General features: G+C 38.5%; 19 protein-coding genes and 1 other annotated feature. Of the genes, 1 reads left to right on the forward strand and 18 read right to left on the reverse strand.

Features of this window, described 5'->3' with window-relative positions; all coding sequences use genetic code 11:
* Window positions 1-42 precede the first annotated feature (42 nt).
* Both QRX23_RS07150 and QRX23_RS07155 read right to left on the reverse strand, forming a co-directional pair.
* Window positions 43-2,709 carry a valine--tRNA ligase gene (locus QRX23_RS07150; RefSeq protein WP_330155142.1) on the reverse strand — a complete coding sequence of 889 codons (2,667 nt, stop codon included), beginning with the start codon at window positions 2,707-2,709 and terminating at the stop codon, window positions 43-45.
* Window positions 2,710-2,786: 77 nt separating this feature from the next.
* Window positions 2,787-2,996 (reverse strand) — a binding site (T-box leader).
* Window positions 2,997-3,078: 82 nt separating this feature from the next.
* Window positions 3,079-3,696, reverse strand: coding sequence for a LysE/ArgO family amino acid transporter (locus tag QRX23_RS07155; protein ID WP_002827738.1), 618 nt, complete (start codon window positions 3,694-3,696; stop codon window positions 3,079-3,081).
* Window positions 3,697-3,826: 130 nt separating this feature from the next.
* Between QRX23_RS07155 and trhA the strand changes: the two genes are divergently transcribed.
* Window positions 3,827-4,483: a PAQR family membrane homeostasis protein TrhA gene (gene trhA, locus QRX23_RS07160; RefSeq protein WP_206213480.1), complete on the forward strand. Its 657-nt coding sequence runs from the start codon at window positions 3,827-3,829 to the stop codon at window positions 4,481-4,483.
* A gap of 111 nt (window positions 4,484-4,594) precedes the next feature.
* On the opposite strand, the gene QRX23_RS07165 is transcribed toward trhA, so the two are convergent.
* From QRX23_RS07165 to pstC, 16 genes are all read right to left on the reverse strand, one after another.
* Window positions 4,595-5,308, reverse strand: a complete 714-nt coding sequence (locus QRX23_RS07165; RefSeq protein ID WP_330155143.1) for a hypothetical protein — start codon at window positions 5,306-5,308, stop codon at window positions 4,595-4,597.
* A gap of 132 nt (window positions 5,309-5,440) precedes the next feature.
* The gene (locus QRX23_RS07170) at window positions 5,441-6,277 is read right to left on the reverse strand and encodes a hypothetical protein (RefSeq protein WP_330155144.1); all 837 of its coding nucleotides are present in this window, start codon (window positions 6,275-6,277) and stop codon (window positions 5,441-5,443) included.
* A gap of 176 nt (window positions 6,278-6,453) precedes the next feature.
* On the reverse strand, window positions 6,454-6,921 hold the full coding sequence (locus tag QRX23_RS07175; RefSeq protein ID WP_040760477.1) for a universal stress protein: 468 nt from the start codon (window positions 6,919-6,921) through the stop codon (window positions 6,454-6,456).
* A 118-nt stretch (window positions 6,922-7,039) separates the two neighbouring features.
* The gene (locus tag QRX23_RS07180) at window positions 7,040-7,315 is read right to left on the reverse strand and encodes a hypothetical protein (protein WP_330155145.1); all 276 of its coding nucleotides are present in this window, start codon (window positions 7,313-7,315) and stop codon (window positions 7,040-7,042) included.
* Window positions 7,316-7,689: 374 nt separating this feature from the next.
* A complete protein-coding gene (locus QRX23_RS07185; RefSeq protein ID WP_330155146.1) occupies window positions 7,690-8,979 on the reverse strand; it encodes a replication-associated recombination protein A in 1,290 nt (429 codons plus the stop codon).
* A gap of 26 nt (window positions 8,980-9,005) precedes the next feature.
* The gene (locus tag QRX23_RS07190) at window positions 9,006-9,449 is read right to left on the reverse strand and encodes a YueI family protein (RefSeq protein ID WP_330155147.1); all 444 of its coding nucleotides are present in this window, start codon (window positions 9,447-9,449) and stop codon (window positions 9,006-9,008) included.
* Between the two features lie 248 nt (window positions 9,450-9,697).
* Complete coding sequence (locus QRX23_RS07195; RefSeq protein WP_330155148.1) at window positions 9,698-10,678, reverse strand: ketopantoate reductase family protein; 981 nt, start codon at window positions 10,676-10,678, stop codon at window positions 9,698-9,700.
* A gap of 254 nt (window positions 10,679-10,932) precedes the next feature.
* Window positions 10,933-11,142: a hypothetical protein gene (locus tag QRX23_RS07200; RefSeq protein WP_330155149.1), complete on the reverse strand. Its 210-nt coding sequence runs from the start codon at window positions 11,140-11,142 to the stop codon at window positions 10,933-10,935.
* On the reverse strand, window positions 11,139-12,710 hold the full coding sequence (locus tag QRX23_RS07205) for a peptide chain release factor 3 (protein WP_002827749.1): 1,572 nt from the start codon (window positions 12,708-12,710) through the stop codon (window positions 11,139-11,141). The genes QRX23_RS07200 and QRX23_RS07205 overlap by 4 nt, the downstream gene beginning before the upstream one ends.
* A 196-nt stretch (window positions 12,711-12,906) precedes the next feature.
* A complete protein-coding gene (gene ntdP, locus QRX23_RS07210) occupies window positions 12,907-13,461 on the reverse strand; it encodes a nucleoside tri-diphosphate phosphatase (protein ID WP_002827750.1) in 555 nt (184 codons plus the stop codon).
* A gap of 80 nt (window positions 13,462-13,541) precedes the next feature.
* Window positions 13,542-14,336 carry a RecX family transcriptional regulator gene (locus QRX23_RS07215; RefSeq protein ID WP_040760478.1) on the reverse strand — a complete coding sequence of 265 codons (795 nt, stop codon included), beginning with the start codon at window positions 14,334-14,336 and terminating at the stop codon, window positions 13,542-13,544.
* 91 nt (window positions 14,337-14,427) lie between these two features.
* Window positions 14,428-15,102, reverse strand: a complete 675-nt coding sequence (gene phoU / locus QRX23_RS07220) for a phosphate signaling complex protein PhoU (protein WP_330155150.1) — start codon at window positions 15,100-15,102, stop codon at window positions 14,428-14,430.
* A gap of 49 nt (window positions 15,103-15,151) precedes the next feature.
* The gene (gene pstB, locus QRX23_RS07225; protein WP_002827753.1) at window positions 15,152-15,910 is read right to left on the reverse strand and encodes a phosphate ABC transporter ATP-binding protein PstB; all 759 of its coding nucleotides are present in this window, start codon (window positions 15,908-15,910) and stop codon (window positions 15,152-15,154) included.
* Between the two features lie 15 nt (window positions 15,911-15,925).
* Window positions 15,926-16,690: a phosphate ABC transporter ATP-binding protein PstB gene (gene pstB, locus QRX23_RS07230; protein ID WP_330156131.1), complete on the reverse strand. Its 765-nt coding sequence runs from the start codon at window positions 16,688-16,690 to the stop codon at window positions 15,926-15,928.
* 72 nt (window positions 16,691-16,762) lie between these two features.
* Window positions 16,763-17,656 (reverse strand): phosphate ABC transporter permease PstA, encoded by an 894-nt coding sequence (gene pstA, locus QRX23_RS07235; RefSeq protein WP_330155151.1) that lies wholly within the window; start codon window positions 17,654-17,656, stop codon window positions 16,763-16,765.
* Between the two features lies 1 nt (window position 17,657).
* Entirely contained in the window at window positions 17,658-18,575 is a 918-nt protein-coding gene (gene pstC, locus QRX23_RS07240) for a phosphate ABC transporter permease subunit PstC (RefSeq protein WP_330155152.1), read from the reverse strand.

Here is an 18,575-nt window from a genome sequence, read left to right on the forward strand (position 1 = left end):
AAATTATACACTTAAATAATTTTAATCGCAAGTACCTATTAACTATGCTTTTGCATCTTGTAATTGTCGTAAACGATCCTGTGTTGCTTGTAGCTTGTTCTCCCAATCCGCTAACTTTTCACGTTCTGCAGCGACAACCTGTTCAGGCGCATTGTTAACAAATTTTTCATTACTTAGTTTACCAGTAGCACGCTTTACTTCGCCTTGGAATTTCTTTACCTCATCTTGCAAGCGGGCAATTTCTTCATCCAAATCGATCAGCTCTGCTAATGGTACATAAATTTCAGCACCAGAAATAATTTGTGTCATGGCTAGATCGGGGGCAATAATATCAGCTGAAATTTGCAAATTCTTTGGCTTTACAAAACGATTAATATAGTCTTCATTTTCCTTGAAGATACGCTGTAAATTCTCATCAGCTGTTTTAATCAAGACATCAATAGTTGTTGACATTGGTGCATTTGCTTCTGTACGAATTGTACGAACTGCTTTGATTAAGTCAATCAAACTATTAAAATCTGTTTCAGCTTGTTGATTTGCCAACGTTTCATCAACTGTTGGGTATGTCGCCGTCACAATCGTCTCACCTTCATGTGGCATTTCTTGCCAAATTGCTTCAGTTACAAAAGGCATGATTGGGTGTAGCAAACGTAACGTATTATCTAGTACATAAGCAAGGATAGATTGTACGGTTGTTTGTGCATCAGCATCATCCCCGTTTAACGTCTCCTTAGTCATTTCGATATACCAATCAGCAAAATCATTCCAGATAAAGTTGTAAAGTGCACGGCCTGCTTCACCAAATTCAAACTTATCAAAATTCTTCGTTACAGTAGCAATTGTTGCATTCAAACGTGACAAGATCCATTGATCAGCCAATGATAACTTTGTCCGGTCAGCTGGTAATTCTGCCTTTGTATCATCTGATAAATTCATTAGCACATAACGAGAAGCATTCCATATCTTATTAATGAAATTCCAAGCTGAATCCATCTTTGTATATGAGAAACGCACATCTTGTCCAGGAGTTGAACCAGTTGCTAAGAACCAGCGCAAAGCATCCGCACCATACTTTTCAATCACATCCATTGGGTCAATACCATTTCCCAACGACTTTGACATCTTACGACCTTGCTCATCTCGAATTAACCCATGAATCAAAACGTTCTTGAATGGCCGACGATCAGTAAATTCCTTTGATTGGAACATCATACGTGCAACCCAGAAGAAAATAATGTCATATCCAGTCACAAGTGTATCTGTTGGGAAATAGCGTTTAAAGTCCTCTGCGTCTGTATCTGGCCAACCCATCGTTGAAAATGGCCAAAGCGCTGATGAGAACCACGTATCAAGAACATCCGAGTCTTGCTCCCAATTTTCAGCATCCGCTGGTGCTTCCATACCAACATACATTTCACCAGTTTCTTTATGGTACCAAGCTGGAATTTGATGTCCCCACCAAAGTTGACGTGAAATAACCCAATCATGAATATCATCCATCCAACGTGTGAAAGTCCCTTCGAAACGTGGTGGATAAAAATCAACGCGGTCATCTGACTTTTGCATAGCCAAAGCTTGTTCAGCCAGTGGCTTCATTTTAACAAACCATTGTGTTGATAAACGTGATTCAACCTGGACACCAGTACGTTCAGAATGACCAACCGCATGCACGATTGGTTCTACTGATAGCATCCAGCCACCAGCTTCTAGATCGGCAACCATTGCCTTACGTGCATCAAAGCGATCCATACCAACATACTTACCCGCACGTTCGTTCATTGTTGCATCTTCATTCATCGTGTTGATACGTTCCAAATTATGACGATTACCAACGCCAAAATCATTTGGATCATGTGCAGGTGTAATTTTAACCATTCCTGAACCAAATTCGGGATCAACATACTCATCAGCGACAATAGGAACTTCCCGATTAACTAATGGTACAAGTACCTTTTTACCAACTAATTCTTTATACCGTTCATCTGATGGATGTACAGCAACAGCCACATCCCCAAACATAGTCTCTGGACGTGTTGTTGCGATTTCAATGTAGTGCTTACCTTGATAGGTTGTCTCTTTATCCACAAATGGATATTGCACATGATAAAAAGCACCTTCATCGTCTTGGTGAATAACTTCGATATCTGACAAGGCTGTCCGTGCCTTTGGATCCCAGTTAATGATGTATTCACCACGATAAATCAAGCCTTTTTCATAAAGCGTCACAAACACTTTTCGAACTGCTTCTGACAATCCTTCGTCCAAAGTAAAGCGTTCACGGTCATAGTCGAGTGACAAGCCTAGCTTGCCCCACTGTGACTTAATCGTGGCTGCATATTCGTTTTTCCAGTCCCAAACTTGCTCAACAAATTTTTCACGGCCTAAATCATAACGTGAAATGCCATCTTCTGCTAAACGTTGTTCAACCTTCGCCTGCGTTGCAATACCAGCATGATCCATACCAGGTAACCACAATGTATCAAATCCTTGCATACGCTTCTGGCGAATAATCATATCCTGTAACGTTGTATCCCAAGCGTGGCCTAGGTGCAGCTTACCAGTTACATTTGGTGGTGGGATGACAATCGAATAAGGACGTGCTTTCTTATTTCCTGATGGCTTAAATCGTTTTTCTTGGACCCACTTATCATAACGTCCAGCCTCAACAGCTGTTGGATTATACTTTCCAGGCATATCAATTTCTCGCATAACCTTCACTCCTTATTTTCTAATCACTCTTTTTCATTGTTGTCCATTAAAAAAGCCCTGAACACACATTACTGTATGTTCAGGGCGAAATTATCGCGGTACCACCTGAATTAGAGTTTATTCTCTATCTCATTTTGACTTAACGCGTCCTCACGTCATCGGCTACTACAATATTCACCGACAAAGCCCACTAGCTACTTTCTAAGTCGAAGTCCTCAAAATCTCACACCAAATGATTTTGTCGCTGTTAGTTACTTTGCTTATACTCTCTAGTGCATTGCTATAAGAGCAATTTTACAATGATAGATTGACAAAATCAACCCTAAGGACTGTCATGAGTTCAATTCTGTTGGAATAAAGCCATTTTATTTAGAAGATGTCCAATAATGCTTCAACTAATAAGTAAGCACCATAAATCAAAACGATTAGTCCAGATATAATATTTACCCAAACAAGCACTTTTTTAGGTAGACGTTCTTTTAACAAATTCATGAGAATCGTAATCGTATTAAACCAAATAAAAGTCGCCATAATCACACCAATAATAAATGGCCACACAGCATCTTTTGCCAAGGTACCTCGTAAAGCACCCAGCAACAAACTACCGTCAATCAAAGCCTGTGGGTTGGCCCATGACACAATAAAAGCTGTCATAAAAGCTTGTTTTACTGGTAATTTATTTTGATGGGCATTTAACTGGACCCCGTCAGCACTGCGCAAAATTCCCCAGCCGATCCAAATAACTAGCAAACCACCCACTAGCATAACCAATAATCTCAGCCAAGTCACTGAACTAATGATGGCACCCATACCGAAAAACGCTGCTAACGAAAATAATGAATCCGCAATCCATACAAAAAGAACATAAACTAATGAACGTCGAAAGGAATTAGTCAACGCATTATTAAACACGTACAAATTTTGCATCCCAATTGGTGCCACAAAAGCAAACCCAATCATCATACCTTTTATTATCGTCATCAACATCTCTACAAACCTCACATATTCCTTATAACCATTTTATTTAGTTTACAAAACTAGATGTAACAGTTATGATAATCATAACAATTAATTTAATTTAATCGGTAATGTCCTTATTAGATAAAGGAGAACCCCTATGCCTACTTTAACAAAAGAAAATCGTCGCTACCTCATTACCTACGAAACTTTAAATGCCGTTACCCACGGGATTGGTGTTATCGCCGCAATTATTGGTGCAACCTTATTAATCATCAACAGTGTACAACACCATTTTTCAGCCTTTACAATTGTTGCGTTAACCATTTATGCAATATCGATCATTAGTTTTCTACTTGCTTCGACTTTGTTTCATGCACTCATTTTTACAAAGGCTGGTAAAATTTTCCAATTTTTGGATCATTCTGGTATCTACCTCGTCATTCTCGGTAGTTATACCCCATACACCTGGCTATTTTTAGATACTAAAATAGGCTGGCCAATTTGGCTAACCATTCTATTATGCACTATTTTAGGCTTTATTTACGACCTATTTTTTGTTGGTCGTTGGCCATGGGTATCGGTCATTATCTATGTCATCATGGGTTGGCTGATTATATTGGCCTTTCCTGCCCTTCATGCAGCGCTAACACCCTTCGCATTTTACTTATTACTAGCAGGTGGCATTACCTATACGCTTGGTGCCCTGTTATATCTTATGCCAAAGCTGCCGCTTGGTCATGTTTATTGGCATTTATTTGTATTATTAGGTGCGACACTTATGTATATTTCAATTTATTCAATGCTCTTCAACTAACTACAATGCATAACTTTAACCGTAAAGGGCCGAAGTCTTCCATATTTGGAATTGACCTCGACCCTTTTATTATTTATAAAAATTGCTACATGAAACATAACAATCTTTAAATTATTTGTTCTTTTCAATACCAGCCTGGACCCACTTATTAAAGCCATCATCGGTTGCTTCAACTTGACCACCTTGTTGATGATTTTGGTAGTCATTTTTTTGTTGCTGTGAGAATGCATCCCAAACCGAACCACCAATTGAGTAATGGCTGGCACTTAATAAGACGTCCTTAATAGCAGGTTCAGCAGCTAACTTGTTAACGGTTGCTAGTTGATCCTTTTGCCATTTTCCTGCTACTGCATATTCTAGACCATCTTCTAGTTTAACTTGACGCGCAATCATCACTGAACTAATTTTTGATTGTTGACTAGCTGCCTTTAAAACTAAGCCAGTTGCCTTAGCATATGCCTTCATAAAATCATCAAGTGATTGTGTTCCATCATCAGCAAAGACAACCGTTAACTCACCATTGTTTTGATTGACCGAGACAATAGCGGGAACATTATTTTGCCCCTTTAGTATGTTTTTAACATCTAAATTCTCTTCTGCGCCAGTAGAACTTGACGACTTGTCAACAGTTGTAGAAGTTTTTGAAGCTGCTTTGCCCTGACTGTTTGACTGTTGCTTCTTGTTAACGGCCTTAGAACTGTGTGACGAAGTTGCTGCAGTTGCCGCTTCTTCATGCGGTGTACTATTAAATACAATCGCAAAAATAGCAATTATTGCTGCCACTGCCATAATTCCAATAATCATCGTGATTTGTCGTTTATGCATTATGATTTACCTTTCTTTTCCTTAAACCATAATATTTTATCATAGATAATTTTACGTTTTTAATGACTATGTCACAGTTCCATTAACAAATGCTAACTTTTTATTAAATGAACGCCTGTCTTTGTCATAAAATTAACCTTTTCGACCAAAAAGGCGGGCAAAGAAGCCCCTAATACCACCACGTTTACGTCTTTCAACACGTGATTCTGTTGTGGATCTATCATTGTTTTCAGAATCCTTAGCCTCAGAATGGGCCGATGTCTCAGCTATTTTATCCGTTTCTTCTACTGCATCAGAAACATCTTTGTCTGACTCACTCACTGATGGCGTTGTAATTTCCGTAGATGTCGCTACTTTTTTACTAGCTTCGACCTCAGACTGATGTTTAACTTCTTCATTATGAACGTATTCTGCAATCATTTCATCTGTCAAAGCAGGCATAGCGACTGTCTTTGATGTCACGCCAAGGCCAACAACCGTTCGACCAGTCTTGCCAGTCTTTTGATTCGTTGCATGCACTTCTATCTGACTTGGCAAAATATCATCTGGTAAGACTAATTCAAACTCCAGCCCATTATCAATAGGTAATGAAATGACATGTTCATCACCAATGAAATGTACAGAAATCGAAACATCTCGCTGATTGACACGCCCTTCAAGCAATCGTTGTCCATTTTGAGTAGAAATCACTGCCGTTACAACTGGTGCCGGTTGATCAATGACTAATGACACAACCTCTTTAGCTGATTGATCAGGGAACATTGCTGTTAACGTTACTTCATTGTCTGTATTTTCTGTTGGTATTTTAACAACAAAGCTACCCTTTTCATCTGAAGTGGTTGTATCAACTTCATCATTTGCATACTTTACAGTGATCACAACATTCTCTGCCGCCACGTGACCAATAATGGTTGTCCCCAAACTATTTGTCAATGTTGATGCTACCAAATTTAGTTTTGACTCACTCATATTGCGATCTCCATCCCTTATAAACTGTCAATAATATATTTATTGTACCAGATATTTAAACTAACAAGAAATAATAGCCCTAACAACATAAATTGGTTATCGTACAAATACCAAAAATCAAAAAAGCTGAGACAGAAATTCTGTCTCAGCTTTTACTATAAATTAATCTTAAAACGCTACTCATCATCCTTTGTCCGACGAACAATTAACGTATCAACTGTTGCGACACGTGTCACGAACTCAGTAACAGAACCAATCAACAAACGCTCAATAGCATTTAACCCCGTAGCACCAATCATAATCAAATCAATGGCATACTTTGCTGGTGCCTGCGTTGCAATGACGTCCTTAGGTGAACCATATTCAATTGAATAGTCAACGTTCTCAACGCCGGCATCCTTAGCCTTCTGCAAATATGCGTCCAACGTCTTCTTAGCAGTACCTGCGACTTGCTCAACCATTGTTGTTCTAAAATCAGTAACATTTTGGAATGATCGGGTATCAATAACATGCAAAATATGCAACTTTGTATCTGATCCATTCTGCTTAGCTACCTTGATAGCACGATCTAATGCAGCCTCGGCCTCCTTAGATCCATCAACTGGTACCAATATATTCTTGTAGTTTACTTTTACATCAGCCATAACAGTTCCCCCTGTCCGATTGACCATATGCGACTTTTTCTACACTTTTATTATAACGCATCTGTCACATTTTTTCACATAAATAATGTTTATTTTTACCATTTGCGATATATATAAATTATTTAAATAAAAGACGAACAACAACAATTGCCAATACAGTTGTTAACAAAGTAGCTACGATGACAAAGAGTCCGCCTGGTAATGCAGCCCCTTTTGTTAAAAAAGTACTTATTAGTAATAAAATAGCATCAATCGTAAATAGCCAGCCAAACCACAGTGCCGGTTGTTTCGCATGTTGCGCTGAGATGCCTAAAAAACCATGCCGATGCGTCAACAAATAAATGCCAAGTATCCCCACCACCACTGCAAACAAAACATAAAGTCCAATAATCATATTTATATTCCTTTTCTTTACTGATAAAAAAGCCGCCCACCTTCGATATGTGTATCGAAAATGGCCGACTATCGTCACTCAAAAACTTAAAGTTTTGAGAAACTATAAACACTTGATTGGTGCCGTTAGTAAATTCGACTGAGTTGGCTCCAGTTAAAGGAAAGTGGGTGAATAAGTCCGCGTTTATAACTACTGAGTGAAACAGCATGTTATAGCGGCATCCCGACATCCCCGAGCAAAAAGGTTGTAAAGCAACTACAGATGGTAGAATTACGCGTACACCCAAGGAATTCATTTATATTTCCTATTATACTGATAATTATACAAAATAAAAGCCTTGACAGATCATTAGGCACACTATTCTTCATAAGCGCCTAGTTTCCTTTTAACCCATCTCGTTGCGCTTTTTTTAATTTGTCATATTGTTCTTTATAAGCACGTTCAACCTTAGAGTTACCGGCTGGCTTAAAGTAGCTGGCTCCCATCAACTTGTCAGGCAAATATTGTTGTGGTACCCAGTCGCCAGGATAGCCATGCGGATAGACATAGTCTACACCATGACCTAATTTTTTTGCACCAGAATAGTGCGCATCCTTTAAATGATCAGGCACATCACCTGTAGCACCCTTTTTGACATCACTAATTGCTGCATCAACTGCTGTAATTGCTGCGTTTGATTTTGGAGATAGCGCCAATTCAATGACCGCATTCGCTAACGGAATACGTGCTTCTGGGAAACCAAGCTGTAAAGCCGCCTGAATTGCTGTCACAGTTCGTGCAGCAACGGCTGGATTAGCCACGCCAACATCCTCATATGCAATCACTTGTAAGCGTCTTGCAATGATTGGTAAATCGCCAGCCTCAATCAAACGTGATAAATAATGTAGTGCTGCATCAACATCACTACCGCGGATGGACTTTTGTAATGCTGAAATAACATTATAATGACCATCACCATCTTTATCAGCCGTGATTGCTTTTCGCTGCACAGTTTCTTCGATAATCGGTAAGGTAATATGAATCTGCCCATCTTCGCCTGGATTAGTTGACCTAACTGCTAATTCAAGACCATTCAATGCTGAACGCAAATCACCATTAGTTGCATAAATTAATTGTTGCCGTGCTTCTTGAACCAAATCAACATCAAAGTCGCCCAGACCACGCTCTTTATCGGCTAAAGCACGAGCGATCGCCATTTGCATGTCAGCTTCAGATAATGGCTTCACCTCAAATATTTGTGTTCTAGAGCGAATCGCTGGCAAAATTGTCAAATAAGGATTTTCCGTCGTTGCACCAATTAAAACAATGCGCCCACTTTCCAAATGAGGTAGCAAAAAATCTTGCTTAGTTTTATCTAATCGATGTATTTCATCCAATAATAAGACCACTGTCCCGGACATTTTAGCCTCTTCAGCCACAATCTGTAAATCTTTTTTAGTATCCGTCGCTGCATTTAAAATTCGAAAGGCATATTTTGTCGACCCAGCAATGGCACTAGCAATACTCGTTTTCCCGGTTCCAGGAGGTCCATATAGAATCATCGATGACAACATTTTAGCAGTTACCATTCGATTAATAATTTTTCCCTCACCTACCAGATGTTGTTGACCAACAACTTCACTGATATTTCGTGGGCGCATGCGGTAAGCCAGTGGCTGTTGCATCCAAATTACCTCCTTTAACCGTTTAATTAACTAAATAGTCTTTTATACCACGGTTTTTTCTCATCTTTTTGACTGCTACTAGTCTCACTACTATCAATGGTATCTTCAATGGAAACAGGTTCTTGATGAACCGCTGAATGTGCCGCAAGAACTGCTACCACATCAGACTGATCATAGATTGCATCACTTTTAAGTGTAAATTTTGCCTGTTGTTTCGCAGCTAACTCAATATACTGATCTAACACATTTTTATTTAAATGACCATTTAAATACAGCACTGCATCAGGATGGGCATGCAACTGTTGCTCCCAGGCTTTCATATAGCGATTTTCACCAGCAGTTTCACGCGTCTGTAGTACATAGATGCGTTCACGGAAATTACCTAAGTAATGGTGTTGTTCATCTGGATTAATTTCAGGTGTTCCATATAGTCCGGTTTTGACGTGTGGATCCATTTCTTGTTTGTCCATGAATGTCTCTCCTTTAATTATTAGGTTTATTTTAACATAATCAGCTTCCAACGACAATTTCACTAGGTATGTCAGTATGTAGCTACTAAAACAGCGCATCAAAAAGCGGGATAACACAATCATCATTTAAGTTTTTGGGAACAATTGAAGGGCTACCACCCCACCAACAAATTGGTAGAGTGATAACCCTTCAATATACAATGTTCACTTATGGTCAAAACATAAGTGATTATCAAAAAAAGAACCAACTAATTTGCACTATTCTCTGGCATTTGGTGATATTTTCTCATCATCTCTGCCATGTGTACTTCATGAACAACAAATTCATGTGTCCGACAAACATAGTCATGTTCACGGCCTATTTTTGCAATATAACCATTGATGTAGTCAACCTCCGTTGGACGTCCCTTTGAAAAATCTTGATACATCGATGGATAATGATATTTGTACTCTTGACTAACATTGATAACTGAATCAACTTGTTCCTGACGCGTAGCAATCAGATATATGCCGGCTCGTTCACAAGCATCGTAGGCTTCATCAAAGAGTTGCTTGGCCATTTCTCGGACACCTGCATACTCAATAAACTGCCCCATCTGCATTTCAAACATTGTACACAATGTATTTGTCACCGCATTAAAAACAACCTTTGACATACACATTCCCAACCAATCATCAGTAACCACCGGATTTAACTTTGCTCGTTTAAAATCCGCAACGATTGCTTGAAATATTTGATCTGCTGAATTGTTATCATATTTAGCTAGATGCATGACTTCCGTCCCTTCAGCACCCATAAAATCCACATTGGCAGGACCATCCAAGCGAGTTGCAATCATTGCCGTACCACAAACAATATGATCTTCAGCAAAATAATTTGCGATTTTTTCAAAGTGCCCCATGCCATTCATCGCAGAAACTACATATTGATCTTCATGAAAAATGCCTGCTGCTTTGTCACGTTTTAATTCTTCAGCTAGTTGCATCTGCTTTTTAAAAATAATCCATACATCAGGGTGTCCATGATATTCCTCTGGATAGAAAATATTAATGGGTTCTATATGCCGATTCTCATGATCACGGGCAACAGAAACACCACCTTGTTCACGAACGGCTTCAACATTGCGCCCCCAAGTATCAATGAAGTCAACATCAACATTAGCATTTTTTTGTAACATTACCCCAAATCTATATCCCATTGCGCCTGCTCCAATAATGCCATACTTCATATTGACCACCTCTTTTTTATTATTTTTAAATCAAACAACATCAATCATGAACCTTAAAAATGTTTTTTTAATTTAAATATTTAGTGTAGTGTAGTCTCTTATGGCAGGTAGCGTCAATGATATATTATAAAAAAATATTTATTTTCTAATTTTGAATAAAATAATTTCATTGTTTTTTAATATAAAATAAAAAACACTTGTGATTAACAAACAGCGCCATTGGCTTTTGTAATTGATCACAAGTGTTTTAATTTTTAGCTAACTAGCAACGTTACCATTCCGGCAACAATTACATATATTAAATATGCCCCAAATAGCCAATGTAATGCATTGAATAATTTTGGAAACCGTTTTAATGCCAAATGACCAGCAAAGTAAACTGCTGTTGGCATTAATAATATCACGGAAAATACCAATGCTCCCATTAGCCAATTCGTTGGCATAACAGGTAACATTAACGTCATAACTTTGCCTCCAATTTAACATCTGGGTACTTATTTGCAAACCAACGTTCAGCAAATTGATTTTCAAATAAGAATACTGGCTTTTCATGTCGGTCACGAACAAGTAGGTTTCGTGAAGAAGCCATTCTTGGATCCAACTGCTCTGGATCTATCCAGCGAGCAATTTTAGATCCCATAGTTTCTAATGAGACTTCGGTATTATATTCATTCTCCATTCGGAATTGGAACACTTCAAATTGCAATGCTCCAACTGCACCAATAATATAGTCTCCGGAATCCCAAGCCGTATACATTTGAATTGTTCCTTCTTGAACCAGCTGCGTAACCCCTTTATGGAATGACTTCTGCTTCAAAACATTTTTTGCATGTACGCGCATGAATAATTCAGGTGTAAATGTTGGCAATTCTTCAAACGTGACTTCATGTTTACCAGCGTATATCGTATCGCCGATTTGGAAATTCCCAGTATCATAAATACCAATAATATCACCTGGATAGGCTGTTTCAACATTTTCACGAGTATCAGCCATAAACTGAGTCACATTTGCTAATCTGATTTTCTTTTGTGTACGCTGTAAGGTCACATCCATACCACGTTCGAACTGACCGGACACAATACGCAGAAAAGCAATACGATCACGATGGTTCGGATTCATATTTGCTTGGATTTTAAAGACAAAACCAGTAAATTGCTCGTTATCTGGTGCAATTGCTTCACCAGTAATCGTATGCTTAGGTGCAGGAGCTGGTGCGAATTGCATGTATGTTTGCAAAAAGGTTTCAATCCCAAATCCCTGCAACGCTGAACCAAAGAAAACTGGTGTCAATTTTCCACTCATAACGGCTGATTCATCAAATTGGTTACCCGCATCTTGGAGCATCTCAATTTCATCACGAGTCTCGTCCCAGAGCGAATTATTCTGAATAGCATTTGGTGTTGCTAAATCAACACCTTCCTCATTAAGTGGCAAAAAGCGTTCGGCCTCACTAGTTGGTCGATAAACTTCCACATTATTATGGTAACGGTCAAATAATCCAGCTAAGATTTGTCCAGAACCAATTGGCCAATTCATCGGATAAGCATTAATGCCTAAAGTTGACTCTAGTTCATCCACCAAGTCCAATGGTTCACGACCATCACGATCTAACTTATTAAAGAAAGTGAAAATAGGAATATGTCGTTCACTAACAATCTCAAACAATTTTTTAGTTTGTGGTTCAATTCCCTTTGCTGAATCAACCACCATGATAACTGAATCAACTGCCATGAGTGTTCGGTAAGTATCTTCAGAAAAATCCTCGTGTCCTGGTGTGTCCAGAATATTAATGCGCTTACCATCAAAGTCAAATTGTAAAACTGATGATGTCACAGAAATACCACGTTTTTGCTCAATTTCCATCCAGTCAGATTTGGCAAAGTTTCCTTTACGTCCCTTAACGGTACCAGCCTCACGGACAACTCCTCCAAGCTTTAATAACTGCTCTGTAATTGTCGTTTTACCGGCATCCGGATGAGAAATAATAGCAAATGTACGTCGCGTTTGCGTTGCTTCTTTTAATGATGCCATAATTAATCGCCTTTTTATTTTTTTATATTATTTTTAAAAAACTTAACAATTCAGTATAACTAATATTATCATTTGTTTCAATAGGCCCGGTTGCAACGCAATACACTGATACAACCCGTCAGTAGTTCTCCCTATCATTCTGACACAAAAAAAGACTGCCTTGAATCGGTAGTCTTAATTAGTTATATTATGACAACTATTGTTGACTATTTCGACGTTTAATTTCTAAATAACGTCGATACCACAAGTCAATATAGGCATCGGAAAATGGTCCTTGCTGATTATTGATCCAATCGACTAAGATTTTGACATGCTCACGCACAATATAATCAATATCTGCTGGATAATGCCAACGTGCTTTATGTAATTCATATTCGTCTGTGTCTAACAAACGCTTCTCACCATTTGGAAAGACTTTCACATCCAAATCATAATCGACATACTTCAACGCTTCTTTATCCAACACAAATGGGGATGCAAGGTTGCAATAATAAGACACGCCATTCTCACGTATCATCGCAACGATGTTGAACCAATATTTACGATGAAAATAGACAATTGCTGGCTCCCTTGTCACCCATCGGCGACCATCATCTTCAGTCACTAATGTATGATCATTTAAGCCAATTATTGCATTTTCACTGGTTTTCAACACCATCGTGTCACGCCAAGTCCGATGTAAACTCCCGTCATGCTTGTAGCTCTTAATAGTTACGAAGTCGCCTTCACGTGGTAATCGACTATCTTTCATTATTTTGAGCTTTCTGTGAATTTCACCAAATTTTTTTCTATTTCATTGTATCACGCGAGACGTTAAAAAACACTGGCAACTTAGTCTCTTTGCTTTAACCACCGATCAACTAAATTTAAATCATAGCCTTTACGATACATGGCCGCTTTTAATTTGTTTTTAAATTCCCATCCTTCAAATGAAGCGTAGCGATTTGCTGCTATCGTCGCATCACGATCTAGATTTTCCCATTCTTGATCAGCATCAGGCGCTTCAATTGCCCGATGTTCACTGATTGCTTGTTGTATGAGGCGCTGGTCAAAACCCTGTTGTAGCAATTTTTGCTGCGTTTTTTGTTCTGCCAGGAATGTTGAATGACGGGCATTTTTTTCTAACAACTGACCAACCCGTTCTGCCAATGCATCAACTTGATCTGTAATCGTATATGCAGCTAATGCATCCTCAATCACAAATTGATCAATACCTGCTTGTTGTAATTTAAATTTCACACCTCGTGGACCTAACTTACCTGCTGACTTTGCTTGATCAACATAGGTCTCAGCATATGTGACATCATCAAGAACATGATCGTCCTTTAAACGACTGATTACGTCCTTAATAATTTGCTGGTCATATCCTTGTTCTTTCAGTTTAAGATAGACTTGCTGACTGGTACGCATTTGACCAGTTGCATAAATTAATGCTCTTGTATAAGCTTTCTGGCTAAATTCTGCTGACTTTATTTGTTCAATGGCTGCATCATCTAAGGTCGCCCCTTTAAACAAATTATATGTAATTAATATTTTCTCATCAACTGCAAAGGCATACTCATCATCTAAATAAATATTGTAGCGTCCCATTCGACGCTGCCGAGTCACTTTTGTCACTGTTTGCATCGTGCCCTCCATTCATTCACATCCATTTTAACCGAAATAGCAAAAAACAGCGAACCAAGATTTAAGCTCACTGTTTTAATATTATATGGTATTAGATGAATGAAGATGTCCCAGGATTTAACTCAACAATCTTTCCTGTTCGCTTATAAATAATCCATTCAGCAATATCCGTCACATAGTCAGACGTGCGCTTTAGATAGCCAGCAACCACTAAATAGTCAGTAGCCGCCGTTACCTGTTCAGGATCAGCCTTGCTGGCATCAATCGATAGCTCACGAATATGTCTCGTCGCATCCGAAACCCCTGAAGCGACTTCAGATATTCCCTCAGCTGCTACGGCATCATCATTAACATAATAATCTAATACTTGCGAAACCATCTTGGCAACGACTGAACCAGTACTACCAATTGTCTCTTCAATTTCAGCAACCCGCTTATTACCTTTAACATGAATAGTTGACATGGCAATGTTTCGTGCGTTATCCCCGATACGTTCCAAAACAGACACTGCTTTTAAAACCGTCATAATTTCACGCAAGTCAGTTGTTACTGGTTGATACAAGGCAATCATTTCAAAACTTTTCTTCTCAATTGCGATTTCGCGCTGGTTGATGGCCTTATCACGTTCAATAATGTCTTGGGCGACAACGCGATCATGATCTAAAAACGCCTGTACAGCTTCATCTAAAGTTTCAGAAACAAGTAACCCCATTTCTTTAAAGGATGTATCTAAGTCTGCTAATTCATCATCAAAATACTGTCGCATACCAATATTTCCTTTCTACTGTTTCTCTTATCATACCCTAAGAAGCAACTTATCCAAAGCGTCCTGATATATAATCTTGTGTTTCTTGTTTATCAGGATCTAAGAAAATCTTCTTTGTATGATTGAATTCAACTAACTCGCCATCCATAAAGAAGGCAGTCTTATCAGATATACGAGATGCCTGCGCCATTGAATGCGTCACAATAATCATCGTTAATTGATCGCGTAATTGCATCATTGTATTTTCAACTTTACTAGCTGACCCTGGATCCAAGGCAGCAGTTGGTTCATCAAGTAGTAAAATCTCTGGATTAGTTGCCAATGCACGTGCAATCGACACACGTTGTTGTTGACCACCTGATATTGATAGTGCAGATTTGTGCAGATTATCTTTAACTTCATCCCAAATGGCTGCTTGTTTCAAAGATTTTTCAACAATTTCGTCTAGTTCAGCTTTGCTTTTTTTCCCAGCCGTTCGAACACCAAAAGCAACATTATCATAAATTGAAAATGGAAAGGGGTTAGGTTGTTGAAAGACCATACCAATTTTTTGTCGTAAAGCAACTGTATCTGTATTCGGTGCATAAATATCATTGCCATTAAACATGAAAGTACCATTGACAGTCACATAATCTGTTAAATCATGCATACGATTTAAAGCACGTAAATAAGTTGATTTTCCTGAACCAGATGGACCAATCAAAGCTGTTATGTCATTTTTATTAAAGTCAAGGTTGATACCATGTAAGGCTTCTTTTTTCCCATAATAAAGATGAACATTCTCAGTTGTTAAAATTTTCTGTGTCATCTTCTAGCTCCCTTTTTAACCAAAGTTACCATTTACATAATCAATGGTCATTTGTACCTTAGGACGTGTAAATATCTTTCTCGTCAAATCATATTCAAGCACTTTACCAGTATGAAAGAATGCTGTGTAATCCGAAATACGACTAGCTTGTTGCATATTATGTGTCACAATAATAATCGTATATTGTTTCTTTAATTCCATCAATGTATCTTCAATTTTAGCACTTGAAATTGGATCCAATGCTGAAGCAGGCTCATCCAATAATAAAATGTCTGGCTTCATTGCAATTGCCCGAGCAATAACTAATCTTTGCTGTTGACCACCTGACAAAGATAAGGCTGAATTTTTCAAGTCATCCTTCACTTCATCCCACAACGCAGCTTGTTTTAAAGATGTTTCAACAACTTCTGCTAATTTTTCTTTATCACGCATACCATGTTGCTTTAGAGCAAATGTAATATTGTCAGTAATTGACTTTGCAAATGGGTTTGGCCGTTGAAAGACCATGCCAATATGTTTTCGCATTTCATACACATCAATATCTTGTGAGTTAATGTCTAAACCACGGTACATAATATTCCCCTTTACCGTAGCAACATCATCATTCATTCGATTTAATGAACGCAAAAAAGTTGATTTCCCTGAACCAGATGCCCCAATCAATGATGTAATCTTAAATCTTTCAAAAGATAAATCGGCATCTTGTAATGCTAAATGATCACCATAATAAACTTGTAAATTTTTTGTAGACAGAGCAATTTCATGCTCATTTTCGTTCATATGATAAATATGACGATCCGGTTGTTCACCCGTTAAGTTTAATCCTGCTGCCATAAATACCAATCCTCTTTTCTATCTTGTCGCAGTCAAGCGTTTGTATAGAACGCTACTTAAGAACCGTGCTAAAAAGTTAAATAGCAACACGGCAATAATTAAAACGGCAGAAGCCCCGGCTGAAACTGCTGTTGCATCAGGCATAATTCCTTCCGAATTAACTTTCCAAATATGAACGGCTAAAGTTTCAGCTGGTCGCATAATATTTAATGGACTAGCCGTATTGAATGGATTCCAGTTGGCAAAGTCCAAAGCTGGTGCTGATTGCCCAGCAGTATATATCAAAGCAGCAGCTTCTCCAAACACACGTCCTGCTGAAAGAACAACCCCTGTAACAATAGATGGCACGGCAGCCGGTAGAATAATGTGACCAACTGTTTCCCAACGTGACAATCCTAATGCAGAACCAGCCTCTCTTTGTAAGTCAGGTATGCTCCGCAAAGATTCTTCTACTGAACGCGTTAATAGCGGTAAGTTAAAGAAAGTTAGTGCAATGGCTCCTGATAAAATCGAGAATCCTAGCTTAAACTGAACAACAAATAGCAAGAAACCAAACAACCCAACAACTACTGAAGGCAGTGAAGAAAGAATCTCAATTGCCGTTCTAATTAGCTGAATCAATCGACTCTTTTGATTTGCATATTCATGTAGATAAATGCCAGCTCCCAAAGCAATTGGAAAGGAAATGATCATTGTAATAATCAGTAGATAAAACGAATTAAACAATTGCACACCAATACCACCACCAGCTGTAAATGAAGATGACGGTGCCGTTAAAAAGTGCCATGACAAGTGTGGTACACCTTGTACAAGAATATAGCCCACTAATGCTGCCAATATCAATATGACTAATCCAGCAATTGCGTACAAGATAGCACTTGCTAATTTATCACTTTGTTTTGGGTTTAACATCTTATATCGCTCCCTTCTTTGCAATTGCTCTAATAATGATATTAAAGATCAACGACATCAATAGTAAAATAAGCGCTAAACTCCACAATGCATTATTTTCTAATGACCCCATCACTGTATTTCCAATACCTTGCGTCAATATCGAAGTCAATGTTGATGAAGGGGCTGTTAATCCTTTGGGCATTAAAGGTGCGTTTCCAATAACCATTTGTACGGCCAATGCTTCACCAAAAGCCCGCGCCATACCGAAAACAACGGCTGTTAAAATTCCTGGTGTGGCTGACCGCAAGATAACCTTATAAATCATTTGCCATCTAGTAGCTCCCAGCGCCAATGCGGATTCACGATAATGACGGGGCACAGATTTTAATGTATCTACAGTCATTGATGTTACTGTAGGTAAAATCATAACAAATAGCACCATAGCACCAGCTAAAATACCAAAACCAGAGCCACCGAAAATGTGACGCATAACAGGTACAACGACTGATAAACCAATAAATCCATATACAACTGAAGGAATACCAACTAACAGTTCAGTAACTGGGCCTAAAATTTTGGCACCACGTTTAGGTGATATTTCTGTCATAAAGACAGCTGTTCCAATCGCAAATGGTGTTGCGACCAGTGCTGAAATTAGGGTTACCAAAAATGATCCAGTAATCATTGGTAAAGCACCAGTTAAAGGTTGTCCTTGCGCATTTTTTTGCCCAGGGGCCCATTTTGTACCAGTCAAGAAATCCCAAAGATTAACTTTATTAGTAAAAAATGTTGCCAAACCTTTTGAGGCGACAAACCAAAAAATAGAAACAACAACAACTACGATCAATAACAATGCTGAAAAAGTAATTACGCGACCGAATTGATCTTTCTTAGTAGCCTTTGACTTCTTTAATAATGATTCACGGATTAAATCCAT

Source organism: Weissella paramesenteroides (assembly GCF_036327715.1).
Taxonomy (GTDB): domain Bacteria; phylum Bacillota; class Bacilli; order Lactobacillales; family Lactobacillaceae; genus Weissella; species Weissella paramesenteroides.